The sequence below is a fragment of the Pelosinus sp. IPA-1 genome, from assembly GCF_030269905.1.
Classification (GTDB): domain Bacteria; phylum Bacillota; class Negativicutes; order DSM-13327; family DSM-13327; genus Pelosinus.
This window is the reverse complement of sequence record NZ_BSVC01000003.1, coordinates 65996-84077: the sequence shown is the minus strand read 5'-3', so window position 1 is coordinate 84077 and position 18082 is coordinate 65996. Positions and strand designations below refer to the sequence as shown.

General features: G+C 39.5%; 18 protein-coding genes. 3 read left to right on the top strand and 15 right to left on the bottom strand.

Annotation, left to right across the window (positions count from 1 at the left end; translation table 11 throughout):
- Positions 1-324 precede the first annotated feature (324 nt).
- The 3 genes from rlmH to QSJ81_RS07170 are packed head-to-tail and all read right to left on the bottom strand — an operon-like array spanning position 325 to position 2706.
- Positions 325-804 (bottom strand): 23S rRNA (pseudouridine(1915)-N(3))-methyltransferase RlmH, encoded by a 480-nt coding sequence (gene rlmH, locus QSJ81_RS07180; protein ID WP_285716728.1) that lies wholly within the window; start codon positions 802-804, stop codon positions 325-327.
- Between the two features lies 1 nt (position 805).
- Positions 806-1918, bottom strand: coding sequence for a S1C family serine protease (locus tag QSJ81_RS07175; RefSeq protein WP_285717199.1), 1113 nt, complete (start codon positions 1916-1918; stop codon positions 806-808).
- Positions 1918-2706, bottom strand: a complete 789-nt coding sequence (locus tag QSJ81_RS07170; protein WP_038666455.1) for an MBL fold metallo-hydrolase — start codon at positions 2704-2706, stop codon at positions 1918-1920. Before QSJ81_RS07170 ends, QSJ81_RS07175 begins: the two co-directional genes overlap by 1 nt.
- A 135-nt stretch (positions 2707-2841) precedes the next feature.
- On the opposite strand from QSJ81_RS07170, the gene QSJ81_RS07165 reads away from it, so the two are divergent.
- On the top strand, positions 2842-4380 hold the full coding sequence (locus tag QSJ81_RS07165; RefSeq protein ID WP_285716727.1) for a PAS domain-containing protein: 1539 nt from the start codon (positions 2842-2844) through the stop codon (positions 4378-4380).
- A 2-nt stretch (positions 4381-4382) separates the two neighbouring features.
- On the opposite strand, the gene QSJ81_RS07160 is transcribed toward QSJ81_RS07165, so the two are convergent.
- On the bottom strand, positions 4383-5732 hold the full coding sequence (locus QSJ81_RS07160; protein WP_285716726.1) for a phosphomannomutase/phosphoglucomutase: 1350 nt from the start codon (positions 5730-5732) through the stop codon (positions 4383-4385).
- Between the two features lie 149 nt (positions 5733-5881).
- On the opposite strand from QSJ81_RS07160, the gene QSJ81_RS07155 reads away from it, so the two are divergent.
- On the top strand, positions 5882-6052 hold the full coding sequence (locus QSJ81_RS07155; RefSeq protein WP_285716725.1) for a hypothetical protein: 171 nt from the start codon (positions 5882-5884) through the stop codon (positions 6050-6052).
- A gap of 52 nt (positions 6053-6104) precedes the next feature.
- Here QSJ81_RS07155 and QSJ81_RS07150 read toward each other — a convergent pair whose 3' ends face one another.
- The 7 genes from QSJ81_RS07150 to QSJ81_RS07120 all read right to left on the bottom strand — a co-directional run bounded on the left by QSJ81_RS07150 (position 6105) and on the right by QSJ81_RS07120 (position 11723).
- Positions 6105-6980 carry a peptidase MA family metallohydrolase gene (locus QSJ81_RS07150; RefSeq protein WP_285716724.1) on the bottom strand — a complete coding sequence of 292 codons (876 nt, stop codon included), beginning with the start codon at positions 6978-6980 and terminating at the stop codon, positions 6105-6107.
- 84 nt (positions 6981-7064) lie between these two features.
- Positions 7065-7703: a deoxyribose-phosphate aldolase gene (gene deoC / locus QSJ81_RS07145; protein ID WP_285716723.1), complete on the bottom strand. Its 639-nt coding sequence runs from the start codon at positions 7701-7703 to the stop codon at positions 7065-7067.
- Positions 7704-7881: 178 nt separating this feature from the next.
- Positions 7882-8307: a transcriptional regulator PerR gene (gene perR, locus QSJ81_RS07140; RefSeq protein ID WP_285716722.1), complete on the bottom strand. Its 426-nt coding sequence runs from the start codon at positions 8305-8307 to the stop codon at positions 7882-7884.
- Between the two features lie 165 nt (positions 8308-8472).
- Positions 8473-8844, bottom strand: coding sequence for a spore coat protein (locus QSJ81_RS07135; protein ID WP_285716721.1), 372 nt, complete (start codon positions 8842-8844; stop codon positions 8473-8475).
- 14 nt (positions 8845-8858) lie between these two features.
- Entirely contained in the window at positions 8859-9056 is a 198-nt protein-coding gene (locus QSJ81_RS07130; RefSeq protein WP_285716720.1) for a ferritin-like domain-containing protein, read from the bottom strand.
- Between the two features lie 224 nt (positions 9057-9280).
- Positions 9281-10033, bottom strand: a complete 753-nt coding sequence (locus QSJ81_RS07125; RefSeq protein WP_285716719.1) for a LytR/AlgR family response regulator transcription factor — start codon at positions 10031-10033, stop codon at positions 9281-9283.
- On the bottom strand, positions 10026-11723 hold the full coding sequence (locus QSJ81_RS07120; protein ID WP_285716718.1) for a LytS/YhcK type 5TM receptor domain-containing protein: 1698 nt from the start codon (positions 11721-11723) through the stop codon (positions 10026-10028). The genes QSJ81_RS07125 and QSJ81_RS07120 overlap by 8 nt, the downstream gene beginning before the upstream one ends.
- Before the next feature lie 141 nt (positions 11724-11864).
- Here QSJ81_RS07120 and QSJ81_RS07115 point away from each other — a divergent pair, with 141 nt between their 5' ends.
- Positions 11865-14051: a Tex family protein gene (locus QSJ81_RS07115; RefSeq protein WP_285716717.1), complete on the top strand. Its 2187-nt coding sequence runs from the start codon at positions 11865-11867 to the stop codon at positions 14049-14051.
- A gap of 133 nt (positions 14052-14184) precedes the next feature.
- On the opposite strand, the gene QSJ81_RS07110 is transcribed toward QSJ81_RS07115, so the two are convergent.
- The 4 genes from QSJ81_RS07110 to QSJ81_RS07095 all read right to left on the bottom strand — a co-directional run bounded on the left by QSJ81_RS07110 (position 14185) and on the right by QSJ81_RS07095 (position 18052).
- Positions 14185-14673, bottom strand: a complete 489-nt coding sequence (locus QSJ81_RS07110) for a hypothetical protein (RefSeq protein ID WP_285716716.1) — start codon at positions 14671-14673, stop codon at positions 14185-14187.
- A 7-nt stretch (positions 14674-14680) separates the two neighbouring features.
- A complete protein-coding gene (locus tag QSJ81_RS07105) occupies positions 14681-14950 on the bottom strand; it encodes a hypothetical protein (protein ID WP_285716715.1) in 270 nt (89 codons plus the stop codon).
- Between the two features lie 190 nt (positions 14951-15140).
- Complete coding sequence (locus QSJ81_RS07100) at positions 15141-16361, bottom strand: EAL and HDOD domain-containing protein (RefSeq protein ID WP_285716714.1); 1221 nt, start codon at positions 16359-16361, stop codon at positions 15141-15143.
- 77 nt (positions 16362-16438) lie between these two features.
- Positions 16439-18052, bottom strand: coding sequence for a DAK2 domain-containing protein (locus QSJ81_RS07095; protein ID WP_285716713.1), 1614 nt, complete (start codon positions 18050-18052; stop codon positions 16439-16441).
- Positions 18053-18082 lie beyond the last annotated feature (30 nt).

Here is an 18082-nt window from a genome sequence, read left to right as displayed (position 1 = left end):
TTTTTTCATTTTTCCCCCATTGACATCACTATTATCGTTTATAAAGCAACAATTCACTCTGTAAGCTTACACTTTAGTATAAAAATTCCATCTAATGTTAATTATTGATGAATTGAGACTACCATAAGTCATCATTTTTTTCAAGCACTCATGTTATTTAGCTTCACTTGTTTAGAACTTGACATGCATACCATTTTTAGATCAATTAATGTACAACCAATTTAATTTTACAGGTCAATCAGCGCTGATCCATCCAAGGGTTCATTAACATATAGAAAAAGATAGCAATCCTTTATCTAACAAGGATTGCCATCTTTTTCGCCATTAGAGATGATACGGTTCTCCTCGATTAATCTTAAATGCCCTATATACCTGTTCAACTAATAACAAGCGTATCATCTGATGAGTAAAGGTCATCTTGGAGAAAGACAACCGTTCGTTGGCTGCTTTGACTATATCGGGAGAAAGACCAAAGGCACCACCAATGATGAAAGTGATATCACTTTTCCCGGAAATACCCAGGTTACTAATTTTTTCTGCCAGCTCTTCTGAGGAAGCCAGCTTGCCAACCACATCAAGGACAATAAGGTGTGTACCTTCCTTAACGTGTTTTAACATGCGTTCCCCTTCTTTAAGTAGAACCTTCACTTTTTCAGCGTCAGAAGGATTATCGGGCATGCGTTCTTCGTCGACTTCTATAATTGATAGACGGCAGTAAGGAGTAAGACGTTTAACAAATTCAGCAATGCCCATGGTAAGATATTTTTCTTTTATTTTGCCAACAGCAACAATGGTAATTTTCATGTTACTGCTGACTCGGCATTTCTTCTAGAAGTACGCTCACAACCTGTTGCTGACCTTTACGTGCAATGGTAACACTTACGTTACTACCAACAGCCTGAGCATCGACTGCACTTCTTAGATCTGCTACACTATTAATTTCCGTCTCTGCTATCTTTAAAATAACATCGCCTTCCTTAAGTCCAGCCTTACCTGCCGGGCCACCTTTTGCGACTTGCACTAAATAAACTCCTTTATCAATCGCGAGTTCATAACCATAGGCAGCAGCCGTATTCCGATCTAAAATTCCCACTCCTAAGTAAGCCCTTACTACACGGCCTTTCTCTATTAGCGATTGCAATATTGGTCTAGCCGTATTTATCGGAATGGAAAAGCCAATTCCTTCTACACCAGCAACGGATATCTTGGCGCTGTTAATACCAACAACTACACCATCAGCATTGACTAATGCTCCTCCTGAATTCCCTGGGTTAATCGCAGCATCCGTTTGAATTAATTTAAACTTGCGCTCACCAATTTCAATTGACCGATTTAAGGCGCTAATCACCCCAGCAGTTACACTTCCCTTAAACTCTAAACCAAGAGGATTACCAATGGCAATAGCTGGTTCCCCCACAAGTAGACTGTCTGAGTCACCTAATACAGCGATAGGTAATCCAGTAGCTTCTACTTTTACTACTGCCAAATCCGTAGCAGGATCGGCACCAAGGACTCGCCCTGTTAGCACTCGCCCATCAGCTAAAGATACCGTAATTTCCTGGGCATTTTCTACCACGTGATTATTGGTAGCAATATATCCATTAGCATCAAAGATCACACCTGATCCAGTCCCTTGTTCTACAAGTACTTTCTTCTTAAAAGAACTCTGAGCATACGCTTTATTTGTTATTCCTACGACTGCGGGGCCAACAGCTTGCGCGGCTCTAACAATCGGAGTATTACGTGCTTCTGATACTTGCGCCTTAGCAGTAGGTGTTGTAAGTAACTGCTCTACAGGTGTTGTATTCTGTGACATTGGCTTTGTTAGAAAGCTGCCACCATATGCTAGTACCAAACTACCACCAATCAGTGCCCCTATGACAGCAATCAAAAATAGAGGCCCAATCTTTCTAAACATCATCCAACCTCCTTAAAATTACTACTCACTGTACGGTCAGGATAAGTAACATGAAGTTCAATTTCTGAACCAAGCTTACATCCCTGCTCTTCTAATATAGCACTCACAGTTCTTCTTGCCAATTCAGGATCATTATTTTCTTTGCTAATATGAGCTAAAAATACTTGCATACTCGGTTTGCGCTTTAAATTAGCTAATACCCAAGCTGCATCCACATTCGACAGATGACCGCGATTACTCTTAATACGACGTTTTAAGTGCCAAGGATACGCACCATTCTCTAACATGTCCAAGTCATGATTGGATTCCAATACCAAGATATCACTTAAAGAGATTGCCTCTTTCACTGCGTCTGTTACAAAACCTAGATCTGTAACAACACTACACTTATCTGTACCATTATAAAATCGATATCCCACGGGGTCGGCCGCATCATGAGAGATACTAAAAGGCTCTACTCGAACTTGACCAATTGTCAAATTGCTAGTTAACCTTTTGCAGCAGCTATCTGGTATTACCCCACGGCAGTACATGGCATGCCAGGTGTCGGGGCTAGCGTATACTGGCAAGTTATACTTTTTGGTCATTGTCGGTAGGCCACTCACGTGATCTCTGTGTTCATGAGTAATCACTACCCCATTAAGTTCTTCTATATCAGTACCCAAAGCAGCTAGGCTATTTTTGATACGTCTAGTGCTAATACCCGCGTCTACCAATATTTTTGTATGTTTAAAATCTAAAAAAATAGCATTTCCAGTACTACCACTTGCTAAAACATGAACTTGCATAATATCTCCTTACGTTAAAATATTGATATGTTTTACCACTCTACTACTTGTAAAACAAGGTCGAAATCTATATAGTATTATATCAGAAAACAGTTTATCTTTTTAGCATAATATATATAAAGAGGTATTCTATCAATGAACGATCAACAAAAGTCTAAGAAACAACTCATTCAGGAACTATCTGAATTACGTCAGCAATTAGAAGGGTTAACAGGTTACCCCACTTTAAGTATGCTTGAGCAATCTTTTGAGTTACCATTAAAATCTAGAAAATCTTGTTACCCCGGGGAAGGTGAGTTTAAAAACCTAGTAGAAAAATCTCCCGATGCCATTGTTCGTTTTGACAGAAATCTGCGCTTTTTATATGCAAATTCCATTACGATCGAAGTAATTGGGATACCAACCACCCAATGTATAGGAAAGACTATTTACGAGTTAAATTTAACAAGTAAGAACCATCAAGCTTGGAAAGCCCATGTAGAAAGAGTCTTTACAACCAAAAAAAGCGTCACCTTTGAAGCTGACTTCACCAATTATAAAGGACGGCATTTTTATTATCACGCTCGTCTTGTTCCCGAGTTTTCGAAAGATGGTAGTGTCCCTTCTGTCTTATGCACATTTCGTAATATTAGTGAATTAAAAAAAGCTGAGCTGGAGCTACGTGCCAGTGAAGAACGTAATGGCAAATTATTGTCCTCTTTGCCCGATATTCTGTTTTTTCTTACAAATGAAGGCGTCTATTTAGATTATCATGTAACTAACCCTCTTTTACTCTATAAGCCTCATCACAGTCGTATTGGTAAACATGTATCAGAGGTGCTACCTGCCGAACAAGCTGCCCAGATCATGGCCACAGTTAAGAGAGCAATCAAGAGCGGTAAAATGCAGTTTTTAGAATATCAACTACCAATAAATGACGTTATTTGTACTCTAGAAGGCCGCATTATTACATATAATTCCGATAGCGTATTAGTTATCATTAGAGACATTACAGAACTAAAACATTTAAGACAAGAGCTTACCCGTCTCGATCAGCTAAATTTAGTAGGTGAAATGGCTGCCAGTATTGGCCACGAAGTGAGAAATCCTATGACTACAGTCCGAGGATTCCTGCAACTTCTGAGCAATAAAGAGGAGTGCAAAAAATTTCAAGATTACTTTTCCCTAATGATCGAGGAACTAGATCGGGCTAATTCAATTATCAGTGAGTTTCTATCTCTGGCAAAAAATAAAAAAGTAGAGCTAGAAAAGCAAAACCTGAATACGATTATTAAGACCATCGCCCCATTAATTGAATCAAATGCCATTATGTCTAATAAATATCTCCATTTGGATTTACAGGCTGTTCCTGATTTACTCCTCGACTCACAAGAGATTCGTCAGCTCATCCTGAATTTAGTTCATAATGGTTTAGACGCTATGCCACCTTATACCACCATAAACATTGCATCCTTTGTTCAAGACGATCAAGTAATATTAGCAATTCAAGATAAAGGCATCGGCATCCCACCTGAATCTATTGAGAAATTGGGAACCCCCTTCTTCACAACCAAGGAAACAGGAACTGGTCTGGGCTTAGCCGTTTGTTATAGTATTGCCGCTAGGCATAAGGCAACCATTACTTTTGACACGGGTTCCCAAGGTACAACATTTTATATAAAATTTAATAAGTAGCGCTATTTATATTGGGTTGGTAATGCATCCATTACTGCCGTTTTTATATTTTGTGGCAGAGCAGATACCAAAAGGCTAATTATTTCATGTAAACGTTCCATCGACTTTGCCTCAAAACGCAACGTAAATAAAGGCTCCGTTACGGATGCACGAATCATACCCCAACCATCTTCAAACTCAATCCGTACACCATCAATTCGGTTAGGCTGATATTTGCTCAGTTTCTGGGCCACCTGGTCCAAAACTGCTTCTTTATCGTTTCCCTTATAAGTGATGCGAATATCAGGAGTTAAAATATAATTTGGTATCTCATCTACCAAGTCTGCAAGTGAACCATGGGTAGCAACAAATTCACATACTTTTAGACCTGCAAACATGCCATCATCATAGCCAAGCTCACGAAAGAAAAAGTGGCCACTAATCTCCCCAGCGAATAGTGCCTTTTCTTTTAGAAAGGCTGCCTTGCAAAATGTATGTCCAGCCCTTGCCATAACAGCCTTTCCACCTGCTTTACTTATTTGCTCCGGCGCAACCATCGAGCATTTCGCATCATAAATAATACTTCCTGGCTGTTGTTCTAAATAATATCTAGCAATGAGGACAATGATATCATCATTGTCCACAGGACGCCCATTTTCATCCACAAAGGCGACCCGATCACCATCACCATCAAAGGCAACTCCTAAGTTAGCACCACTTTTCACTACTTTCTCCCCAAGGCCTTTCAAATTCTCTGCTAAAGCAGGGTTAGGGGAACGATTGGGGAAGTTTCCATCAGGCTGGCAATACAATTCAATTACATCATAACCTAGCTCTTTAAATAAGGCGGGTGCAATATGAGACGTTGCTCCATTCCCTGCATCTACTACTACCCGTAGTTTGCTTGGCTGGGCCAATGATGCAGTAAATTTTGTATAATCCTCTATAATTGGCAACTTGGTCACCGTACCATCCCCAGAGACCTGAAGCCCCTCTTCTACCATCTGTTTTATTTCTAGAATATCTGCCTCACTTACTGGTTGATCGCCAAACACTAGTTTAAAACCATTATAAGGTGCTGGATTATGAGAAGCTGTGACCATAACGCCACCAGCTGCTTTCGTAACCTTTAGTCCATAGTAAAACACGGGAGTTGCAACGGTCCCAATATCAATGACTTCACAGCCTGAGTCTACCAACGCTTTTATCATAATACTTTTCAGAAGAGGAGTAGACAGACGAATATCGCCTCCCACTACTACCTTTTGACCAGTCAGTTTAACTCCTACTGCCAAACCTATTTTGTGTGCCATCTCCTCTGTAAGTTCAGTGCCAGCAATTCCTCGAATATCACACGCATGGAAAATTTTCATAGAATAAGCCATTCTCCCTTCACAACAATTATTATGATTATTGTAGCACCTAAAAGGGTGTAAGTACAATTTACAGTCACCTTTTTCCCTCTTTCAACATAAAATATAGCAAAATGTTTACCAAATAAAAAATACTAGGGGGAATCAGCTTGGCTAGTCCTGAAAAGATGATAAGAATGTTATTAGACGAAATCAGGCAAGACACAGCGCCACTGGCTACCATTATACAAAACCAAGAAATTCTTATTCTTCAAAATAAGCAACTCCTTGAATTATTAGAAGATACTCGTCTCACCATTGTTAACGATCAAGAATCATAATAAGTACCTATAACAAAGAAGTAGTAAGAGATATCTCGAGGCCTATCTCTTACTACTTCTCTGTTGCCGTATTCATATGCAATATCGCCCATTGTTGCCAAGAGCTTGTAAACGATGGATAATCTTGACCTAAAACTTGACTTATAGATTTGTCCATAGTTTTTCCAGCTTTTAGCCCACTAATGACCTCTTGTAGTTTATCTTCACCATATACCTCTGCAATATAACGTACAGCCGCTAGCGACTCCCGATAGGCTAAGGCTTGATTAGGCAGTTCGTCAAATTGCTGATCTAACTCTGCCATCGTATACATACTAGCATCTAACGTATTGCTTTTTGTCTTCCACTCGTAATTATTTACACGGTATTCCACATATTGGGCTAACCCTTCCGTAAACCAACGAGGATAATTTCCATTTGTTAGATAATCAAAAACCATGTGAGTATACTCATGTACCATTGGTCCTGAATGAATAAACTCCTCTACTGACTCTCCCTTATTTAACCAGACATGAGGTGACAAAATTTGAATTGTACCACCCCAATAGACACCCATAGCGCTTTCATTATCAGACCAACCAAAAGCCTGGCGCAATTCGCTTTTATTAGGGTGTATAAGAATCAAGCTTTTGCCACGAGGTGCATATCCTAAGGCATTTACCACAGGCTGATAGGCTGCCTCAGCTGCCTCAGCTATCATACCTACCACATCGGCATCGGCTGAAGTGTATTTAATCTTAAAATGTTCGGTCTCATAAGATGCCATATCACGTGTTTCATAATTGACTTTAATCTGCACAGCTTGACGTACTATAGGGTATACCCATGAGCGAGTTCTTGACGGCACGATGAAGACTAGCACTAGAATACATAGTAGTCCAATCACAAATGTCAACATACCAGTATCGCCGATTTCTACTTTTCGCATAGGGCACCCTCCTTCCTAAAAAAGAGTGGCAGATGCTTATTATAGCATGGGCGATACTTACTGACTATCGGTATTTTATGTAAACTAACTTACGATACTTACACCCGTACTGGTACCTAAACGTGTGGCACCAGCAGTTATCATGGCTTTAGCATCTTCTAGAGTACGGATACCTCCTGACGCTTTGATACCAATTTTATCTCCTACTATGGACTTAAATAATTTTATATCTGCGACGGTAGCTCCACCAGGCACAAAACCTGTAGATGTTTTTATATATTGGGCCCCACTTTCTAAAACGATGTGGCAAACCTTTTCTTTCTCTTCCTCTGTTAATAGCCCAGTTTCTACAATAACCTTTACCGTACGCCCCTGGGCTACTGAAAGAACCTGCTCAATATCATACGATACCGCTTCCCAAAGCCCTAGCTTAGCAGCACCAACATTGATAACCATATCTAATTCATCTGCACCATGCAAGATTGCTTGTTTTGCTTCAAACGCCTTGACAACGGACAAGTTTGCTCCTAATGGAAAGCCAATTACAGTAGCAACGTTAACACCCGAACCGACCAACAAACTTACTGCTAAATCTACATAACAAGGATTAACACAAACAGCAGCAAAGTTACATTTTATGGCTTCGCTACACAAACGACGAATATCTTGTGGGGTCGCCTCTGGTTTCAGAATTGTATGATCAATATAATTTGCTAAATCCATTTTCATTCTCCTTTGCGTCCTAGATAGAGATCTTCTTAACATTATTATTCGTACTCCAATGTAAAAAATCCTCTAATGATATCCATAATATCCTATATATGGTTACTTGGGAAAATTGTAGGTGTGTGCGAAAAAGGCTTGGCATTTGCCAAGCCTAGATATCAATTTTAAATTATCATTAATTGGCTTGCTTAGGTTGACAATTTGGACAAATTCCATGGAAATAAAATTGTTGACCCATAATTTTATAATTTGTGCCTTGGGATACTTGATCAACAAAAGCATCAATATCAATACCATGAACATCTTCAACCTGGCCGCACTCAGTGCATCTTACATGAGGATGATTTGTTGTAACCGCATCATAGCGAAAACTATCTTCACCAGCATTTAAGACTTGAACTAAACCAATTTCTTTCAGGATTTCCATTGTCTTATAAACAGTAGCTAAACTCATAGTTGGATACATCTCCTGCAGCTCGCTAAAAATCATTTCTGCATTTGGATGCGATTTGGTTGAAGATAACATATTATAAATAGCTAACCGCTGAGGGGTAACTTTAAATCCTTTATCACGAAGTAAAGAGGTAATACAGATTTCCATTTACTCACCACCTATCTTATTTGTTTTTTATGGAAAGTGATTATTGAATAGTTTTAGCTATATTTTAATATATATTAAAAACTATTGTCAAGAAAAATCTCCTTGTTAAAGCAGTATATAAAGAAGAACTCCTATCTGCACAGGAGTTCTTCTTTATATACTGCTTTATTGCATTTGACCGTTAAATTTACTTTGTGCTTTTGCCATCTGTTGTGCAGATGCATTTTCTACATTATAATAACCTTTTTGCTGCATCACATCAAAAATTTGCTTTTGTTGGCTGTAAACATCTCCAAGCACTGTCATATAATCTCTACGCAGTTGTTCATCGCCAGCCTCGAGAATATAAGAATTAATGGATTCTGCAGTGTGCTTACTTTCATTTAATACTAACTGTAATATATCCCGCTCAGCAAACTGACTGCCTTGTCCTGACAGCCCTTGTTGTTGATTACCTTGCTGGTAGCTTTGTTGGTTACTTGATTGATTATTTGGTTGGCTACTTTGTTGGTTTTGCTGTTGACCTGCTTGTACCATAATATCACCTCCTATTATTGTAATTTTTGACCTGCATTTAAGTGTTTACTCATTGTTTGACAATGTTGTTGATTCTTTTGTGCCATTTGCTGAAAAAGTTGCTTAGTTTGGCTGCATTGAATTGTGTTGGCAAAGTAATTTAATGTCTTTACAGTACTTTGCTCCATACCTAAAAAGTCTTCTAACTGCATAACTTCTTTGGATGATAACATTATGGATCCCCCCTTTCCACATTTTTCACCGCGCGAAAAACGCAAATTAGGTTTTCCCGCACTTACTATAGCTTGTACGATAAAAACATCAACTATGCACACTAAAAAAAACCATCTGATAGAGCTGCTTCAACCTATCAGACGGTATTTCCCTTGCAATTATTTTTTACTTAGCGGCTATCGTACCTGACCTTCTATTATGAAAATTGCCAGTAAAACCAGCATTATTTCAAACCTAATATACCTTTAATTTCTTTTACCTTGCTTTTACTAACGGGAATTTCAATATCGCCTTCAACCTTCAGCCAATATGTTCCTTTAAACCAAGGAACTACTTCTTTTACCTTATCCAAGTTCACGATATAGCTCTTATGTACTCGCACTAATGCTGTATGCATTAGACGATCTTCTAATTCTGTAAGAGTGCCTACGTAGCCATATTCACCATAGATAGTCACTACGGTCACCATGCCTTTTTGAGTATAAACGTAAATAAGGTCATTGTAATGTACCATAATAATTTTGCCGTTCTTTTCTAGAGGAAGCTTTTGAACAACCACTTTAGCTTTATGTAAGGCGGCATCTACACGCTGAATGGCCGCTCCCCACTCATCGCTATGATAACTTTTAAGACGCTCTACTGTCATATGAACCCGCCCACTTTCAAAAGGCTTTAAGAGATAATCCACAGCCCCAACGTCAAAAGCCTGCACCGCATATTCATCATAGGCAGTAGCAAATACGAGCAAGGTATCTGGAATGATAGTACGAAGTACTGCAGCCGTCTCAAGGCCACTCATACCACGCATTTGAACATCCATAAAAATCACATTTGGTTTTAATTGCGCCGCTAAACCAATGGCGGCAGCTCCACTATCCGCCTCACCTACTATTTCCACCTCATTTTCCAAAGACAATAAATAGGTTAATTCATCCCGGGCTGGATTTTCATCGTCCACAATTAAAATACTAAGCACATTCTTCCCCCTCATCACACAAAACTTTCGGTATACGCAACGTTACCGTCGTTCCACTACCAAGGGTACTAAAAATCGTCAATCCAAATCCTATGCCATACTGGCCCCGCAAACGTTCATGAACATTGGATAAACCAATACACTCTGGAGAAGGCGCTGCCAAAGGGCATCGCCCTTTAACGTCCATACCAATACCATTATCACGAATGGTAATAGTAATATCCTTATCGCCCTCTTTCGCTCCTATGACAATACATCCTCCATTCTCTTTAGGCTGCAAGCCATGTTTTATCGCATTTTCTACTAAAGGCTGAATAGTCAAAGAAGGAATTAAAAACTTTTCTACTTCTGGTGAAATATCTTCCTCAATAACTAATTTATCCCCATGCCGAGCTTGTTCAATTGTCAAATAGGCACGTACTTGGGCCAATTCTTCACTAATAGTAATCGTACGCCCTGTTTTATGCAAGGTATAGCGAAACATGGCACTAAGCTTAAGCAGAAGTTCTCTAGCTAAATCAGGCTTCGTACGCACCAAAGAAGTAATGGTATTGAGGGTATTAAATAAAAAATGAGGATTAATTTGCGCATAAAGAGCTTTTAGCTCTGCCCTAGACACCAATTTTGCTTGGCGATCAATTTCCGTTAGTTCTAATTGCGTTGAAAATAAATGAGCTACACCAGAGGCGAATACCATATCTGCCTGCCCTACCGCATTCGTCCGCGTATAATAAAGTTTTAAAGCACCAATCACATGATTTGCACGTTTTAACGGTACAATAATACCACTGGCTAATTTACAATTTTTACAAGAACACCCAATTTCGAATGGACTTTGTGCAATATACATCTCGCCGCTAGAAAGTACATTACGTGTCGAGACTGTTAACCCTAAAGTATCCGGGGCATGATGGGCTTTCTCAATTCCAACAAAAGCTAAAACCTGCTCTGTATCCGTAATGGCTACTGCTTCATAACCCCCTGCATCAAAAATAATTTGGGCTGTTTCCTGGGCCGAGCGGCTATCAAGTCCATGCCGTAAGAAGGGTAATGTTTTGGTAGCAATATCAAGAGCCTTATGGGATTGTTCCGCTCCCACTTGTTCTTGGGTGCACATAGCCGTTTTAACAATTAACATAAAGATAGCGATACCTAAAGAATTAACGACAATCATAGGTATTCCAATGGCATCTACTAATTCTCTAGCCATCCCATAGGGCCTGGCTGTAAGTAAAATAATCACCATCTGCATGACTTCGCCTACCACACCAGCCACTAAAGCCACCCACCAAGGAATCAACTTTTCTGGGTAATAACGGTGGACCATTCCTGCTAATAAGCCTTCACAGATATTTGCAATTCCGCAAGAAAAAGCAGTAAAACCGCCTAGTAAATAGCGATGACCACCAGCAATAACTCCCGCAGCAATTCCCATAGCAGGGCCACCAATTAATCCTGCAGCCATTACACCGATGACTCGAGAATTAGCTAATGCATCACCAACGGGAATACCTGCATAGGTTCCTAAGATTCCTATCATGCCAAAAACGATGGTGATCGTCGCTTTTTCACTAAAACTACCTTGCCGATAAATCATCCTGCGAAATATTGAAAACTGAGATAACAAAAAGGCAGAGGTCGCAGCAACACTCATCCTTTCTACCATTTCCCATAACAAAAAATTATCCATATCATCACCTCATACAAGGATTTCTTATTGTTCTTTTCGTCGGCATCAGTGAAATTCCTGTTTAAAATAAGATATTACATTATAGCAAGGTCATTTTGTGGTATAATAAAAACCATCTAAAAATCGTAAAGTTGGTGCATTATGTTACATACTGATATTCCTACACTAATTGCAAGGGAGCTTACTATTAAAGTTCCTCAAGTAGTCGCCACCATTCAGCTATTGGATGAGGGTAATACGGTTCCTTTTATTGCTCGTTACCGCAAAGAAGTAACTGGCGAGCTAGATGAAGAGCAACTTCGCATTACAGAAGAGCGCTTACAGTATTTGCGCAATCTCGTTAAACGCCAAGAAGATATACTTGCTAATATTGAAGAACAGGGCAAATTAACGCCTGAATTAGAGGTAGCGATTACTTCCGCTAGTAAACTTCAGGAATTAGAAGACTTATACTTGCCCTTCAAACAAAAGAAACGTACTCGTGCCCAAATTGCCAGAGAAAAGGGTCTAGAACCTTTAGCTGAAATTGTCATGGCCCAACAACTGACAACGGAGACACCACTTCTTATTGCTGCAGACTTTGTTAATGCAGAAAAAGAAGTAAATACACCAGAAGATGCCCTCAGTGGCGCCCTTGATATCATTGCGGAAACAATAAGTGAAAAGGCAGATATTAGAGCCGATATGCGTAAGCAGTTGTGGAAGACAACTGAAGTCTGTACTGAGATGGCAGTTTCAGAAGAGGACGGTAAAGAATTTCTCACCTATAAAGAATATCGCGAACCTGTCAATCGCATTCCATCTCATCGCATCTTAGCGGTTAATCGGGGTGAAGATAAAAAAATACTAAAAGTCTCCCTTTTAGCACCTCATGAAACCAATGTGGAACTTATAAACCGTAAGGTCAACACTGGCAAATCAATTTTCACCGACTGTATTGCATCTGCCATAGCAGATGGCTACAAGCGCTTATTATTCCCTGCCCTAGAGAGAGAAATCCGTTCTCTCCTTACCGAGAATGCAGAAAAACAAGCAATTCGCGTATTTAGTCTTAATCTTCGTCAACTACTTCTTCAACCTCCCTTTGCGGGCCATACCGTTATGGGGCTTGATCCGGGGTACCGTACAGGTTGTAAAATGACAGTAGTAAGCCCTACGGGTTCCGTGCTGGATACTAATGTTATCTATGTAACCATGGGAGAAGGACAAAAAGAAAAATCAACTCATATTGTGTTAGATGCAATAAAAAAGCATGGCGTAACTCTTATTGCCATCGGTAATGGTACAGCTTCTTATGAAACAGAGGAATTCACTGCTCAGCTGATCAATACATATCAATTGCCAGTTCACTATCTAATTACAAATGAAGCAGGTGCTTCCATCTATTCCGCTTCAAAATTAGCAAAGGATGAACTCCCCGATCTAGATGTTACCCTGCGCGGGGCAGTGTCTATTGCCCGAAGAGTACAAGATCCTTTAGCCGAGCTAGTAAAAATTGATCCCAAATCCATTGGCGTTGGCCAATACCAACATGATGTCAACCAAAAGGAATTAAGTAATACCCTATCTAACGTAGTAGAATCTGCTGTTAATCATGTTGGCGTTGAGTTAAATACAGCTTCTATTGAATTACTCAAACATGTTTCAGGTATTAATGCCACTGTTGCCAAAAACATTGTAGCTTACCGCGATGAAAATGGCACCTTTAAAAGTCGATCTCAGTTATTAAAAGTGCCTCGTTTAGGACAATCTACTTTCATTCAATGTGCTGGTTTCCTTCGTATTAAGAATGGGGACACGCCTCTTGACAATACACCTGTTCATCCTGAATCCTACAAACTGGCAGCCGCCATTTTAGCTAAACTTGGCTTTACCCCTAAGGATTTAAAAGATAAAGAGACGTTGCAAACAATACAAGATGAAGCTCAAAAAGCAAATTCTGCTGCTCTTGCAGCAGAATTAGAAGCAGGCGAACCTACCGTTCGGGACATTTTAGCAGCACTAGCTAAGCCTGGTCGCGATCCGAGGGAAGATTTACCGGCTCCTATGACGCGAAAAAATATTGTTAAGCTCTCTGAGTTAACCCCTGGATCCATCGTCAAAGGTACCGTACATAATGTGACTGACTTTGGCGTATTTGTAGATATTGGCATTAAAACAAATGGTCTTATCCATCGTTCGGAACTCAGCCATAAACCCTTCCGCCATCCATTAGACGTTACTTCTGTAGGTGACATCCTAGAAGTAATGATTCTTAGCGTGGATGAAAGCCGCAACCGCATTGCACTAAGTTTAAAACAGGCAAAAATAGTCGAAAGCAAGCAATAACAAAAAAGCCGATTGCATCTGCAATCGGCTTTTTTACGGAATCAGAAAGTATAACACTTTCTTGATTCCAAGTAAGAACGGCTAAGGCTTCTGCCTGCGTCCGTGGACTTGGCATAAGCCAAGTCTTTTCTTATTATCTATATCGATCTCGGTCTCTATCTTTGTCTTTATTCTTATATTTATCCCATAAGGTACGCCCTAGCATAACCACGGCACCAATTAGCAGCAGGTTTATAATCATACCAAACAAAGAGGACATTCCTCCACCCATGCCGCCAAAACCAAACATATTCCCTAACAAACTGCCTGCTAAGAAACCACCACCAATCATACTCGCATTCCGCCAAAAACCACCTGAAGAAGGTTGATTTTGGGTATTGGATTGTACTCCAGAAGCTGCAGTTGGAGCTTTATCACCAAAACTATTAGCCGGTGCCGAAGGTTTGTAAGTTCCACTCGTACTGTCTGGAGCTGTTGATTTAACAGAAGAACTGCTTGATGAAGGTGCCGAATAAGATTTAGTACCTGAAGAAGAAGATTTACCTGAACTGCTAACAGCAGCAAAACAGACTGTACTTACCAATAACATAAGCATCATTGTTAATACTATTATCTTTCGCATAAACGAATTACTCCTCCTTGTGCACTTTCACATCTTCCGGGAAAGCATAAATAGCCGACAAATTCGGTAACTCACCAACTAAATAACGATCAATATCATGAATATCAATAAAGAAGGAGCAATTTATCTCTAAATATCCCTGTTCTTTATCTTTCGTTAGTGTTTTTAAATGTTCGCGTAGCTTATGACACTCTGCTTCTGATGCTTTTACATCTAAAGTTACCAACGGCACGCCATAATCGCGTAGCACATCTTGCAAACTAATTCTTTCAGACATAAATATTCCCCTTTCCTTTTACCCTAATAATAATTAGGATGGCATTCTTTCTTCAAGTTGAACATTTTTTAATACTTCAAAAACATTCAAGGATACTCTTTGTAAAGATATTCATCCTCAAGAGTATATCTATATTATATACAATATACGAAAAAAGAACAGTACTTTCACTATAAATTAGTTTCCCGCTTTATAATCTACATATTTCATCTGCCCAAGCTACTGCTTTTTTATAATAGTCAGGGATATCCTCTTCTTTTATACCTAAATTAGCAGCATACATAGTAAAATCTGTCCACTCCGCTCTTTCGTAGGCCAAGGTTAAACGATAAACTTTGCTAATTTTATTAGTCTCTCCTAATAAAGCACCTTTAACATCTTCACTTATTGGCAGCTCCGCTAAAATATCTTTAAGGGGCCTTCTAATAAACACATCAATTAAAGAAAACATCCCCATCATAAATAATTCAGGCTCCCGCTCTTTTAAACCGGCCTTTTCAGCAATTAATTCGCAAAATTTAGCCCGAGCCAAGGAAGTAACAAGGATTCCATCGGTCTTATTATCTCCTACTGTACGCATAACAATTAGCGATACCCACTTGAAAATCTCATTTTTTCCGAGCAATACTAAAGCATGTTTTACGGAAGAAATTTCATTTGCTAAAGAAAAAGCCACTGAATTAATAAACCGTAATAATTGGTAAGAGAGGGTAAGATCATACATAATAAATTGTTCAATCGCACCAAACTTAAAGTTTTCTTTCTCTAATTCTCGAAGTACGCGAATGACTCGTAATTGATTAACTTTGTTCGTCGGAATATCTTTACCTTTTAGTACAATTGGTTTGCTGAAAAAGTAACCTTGAAAATAAGCATATCCTAATTTTACTGCCTGTTCAAAATCCGCCCGTGTTTCTACTTTTTCCGCTAAGAATTTAATACCTCGGTCACCAACATCTTGCATTACCCTTTTTCTATCATGTCCGGTTGTACTTAAAAAATCAATTTTAATAATATCTGCAAGATTTAAAAGTGGTACAAATTTGGGTTGAAAGACAAAGTCATCTAACGCCAGTAAATAGCCCGCCTCTTTTAACTTTTTGCAGGCTTCAATTAATTCTATAGTCGGCTCTACATTTTCTAGTATTTCAACGACCACTAATTCTTTAGGTAAAAGCATAGGTATCTCTTTTATTAATAAGTTCTCAGTAAAATTTATAAAAGCGCGTTTACCGCCTGTTAGGTTATCCATACCAATAGCAAAGAAGCTATTGCAAATTACGTCCGATGTAGCCTGATCACCATCTTTACAATTATAAGCATTATCAAGACTATTTCTAAATAGTAATTCATAGCCAAATATTTTTTGATTCTTCGTAAAAATTGGTTGTCTAGCTACAAAAACATCCATTCTTCTAGCCTCCTTTCTAAAAAATAAAGTCTAAAACAAACCTTCTTAGAATGGTTCTAAGAAGGTTTGCATTCAATTTATTCAACACTAATAATGAAGTAATAGTGCGGCTGACCACCAGGATATAACTCAACCTCAATATCAGGAAACTGATTAGACAAAGCATCGGCCCACTCTTGGGCTCCCTGTTCTGTAAGATCAGCACCGTAGTATAGGCTCACGACTTCATCTTTATCCTCGAGTAAAGAGCCTACCAAATTTAGCAATGCAGTCTTTACATCATCTGCATCTACAATAACCCGATTATCCACTACACCAATAAACTTACCTGCCGCAACAGTACGACCTTCTACTACGCTATCACGCACCGCTATCGTTACAGCGGCAGCTTTAACTTCCGTGCTGCGTGCTGTCATGCGTTCCACATTATCCAAAATAGAAAGATTGGCGTCAAAGGCTACAAGTGCAGCTAAACCTTGAGGTACATTCATTGTAGGTACAATCTCTACACGATCTCCTAATAGCTTCTTCGCCTGGGCTACTGCCAAGAGGATGTTTTTATTGTTCGGCAAAATAATATACTTTTCTCCATTGCCCCGATGTACAGCATCAATAAAGTCTTCAACTGGCGGATTCATGGTCTGTCCGCCCATAATAACATTACTAGTGCCCATTTGTTTCATAATCTCAGCTAACCCTTGGCCTGCCGCCACACTAATGATTGCTATATCATTATGCCCTGGCGACGCCGGTAAAAATTCATGGCGCTGCTGATGCTGATCCGCCATATTATCAATTTTTATATCATGTAAGGTCCCCCAAGACATGGCTGACTCTAATACCACTCCAGGGCGTGCAGTATGAATATGAACTTTCATAACTGCATTTCCTTCCGCTACTACTAAGGAATCCCCCAAAGGAAGGAGGATCTTTTTTACTTCCGCCCCACTTAGACTACAATGCTTCACTAAAAACTCTGTACAATAGGGATGAGTGATATCTACTTTTGTCTCTCCAAGGGCAATGGCCTGCAAACTGTTATCAAAATCAGCTTCGGGCCCCGCATATCCTCCACCTAATCCTTCTAGGCAGCCTGTTAAAAATACTATAAGTCCCTTGCCACCAGCATCTACCACTCCTGCCGCTTTTAAAATGGGTAATAGTTCTGGTGTTTTTGCAAGTTCTACCTCACCTGCTTCAATTGCATGTGACAAAACATCCATAAAATCTAAACCATCCCGCACTGCTCGGTGAGCACCTTTGGCAATGCCTTTTGCGACTGTAAGAATCGTCCCCTCAACAGGTTTAGAAACTGCCCGATAAGCATACAATACACCATACTGAAACGCCTTTCCGACCTCAGAAGACGTGGCCTGCTCTTTACCAACTAATCCTCGAGCAATACCACGAAAGATTTGGGATAAAATTACCCCCGAATTTCCCCTTGCCCCCATAATAGCACTATCTGCCGCTCGCTTACTTAAAGAACCGATACCACTATCAGGTGCTTCTTTTACAGCTTGCGCTACTGCTTTTAACGTTAACAACATATTCGTACCAGTATCACCATCTGGTACGGGAAAAACATTTAAGTTATTAATATATTCATATTCACGCATAAAAGTTTGATATGATCCAACAATCATACGACGAAAATCATTACCTGTAAGCCATTCAGTCGTTCCCTGCATGATAAATCCTCCCCACTAAACAGATTTCTT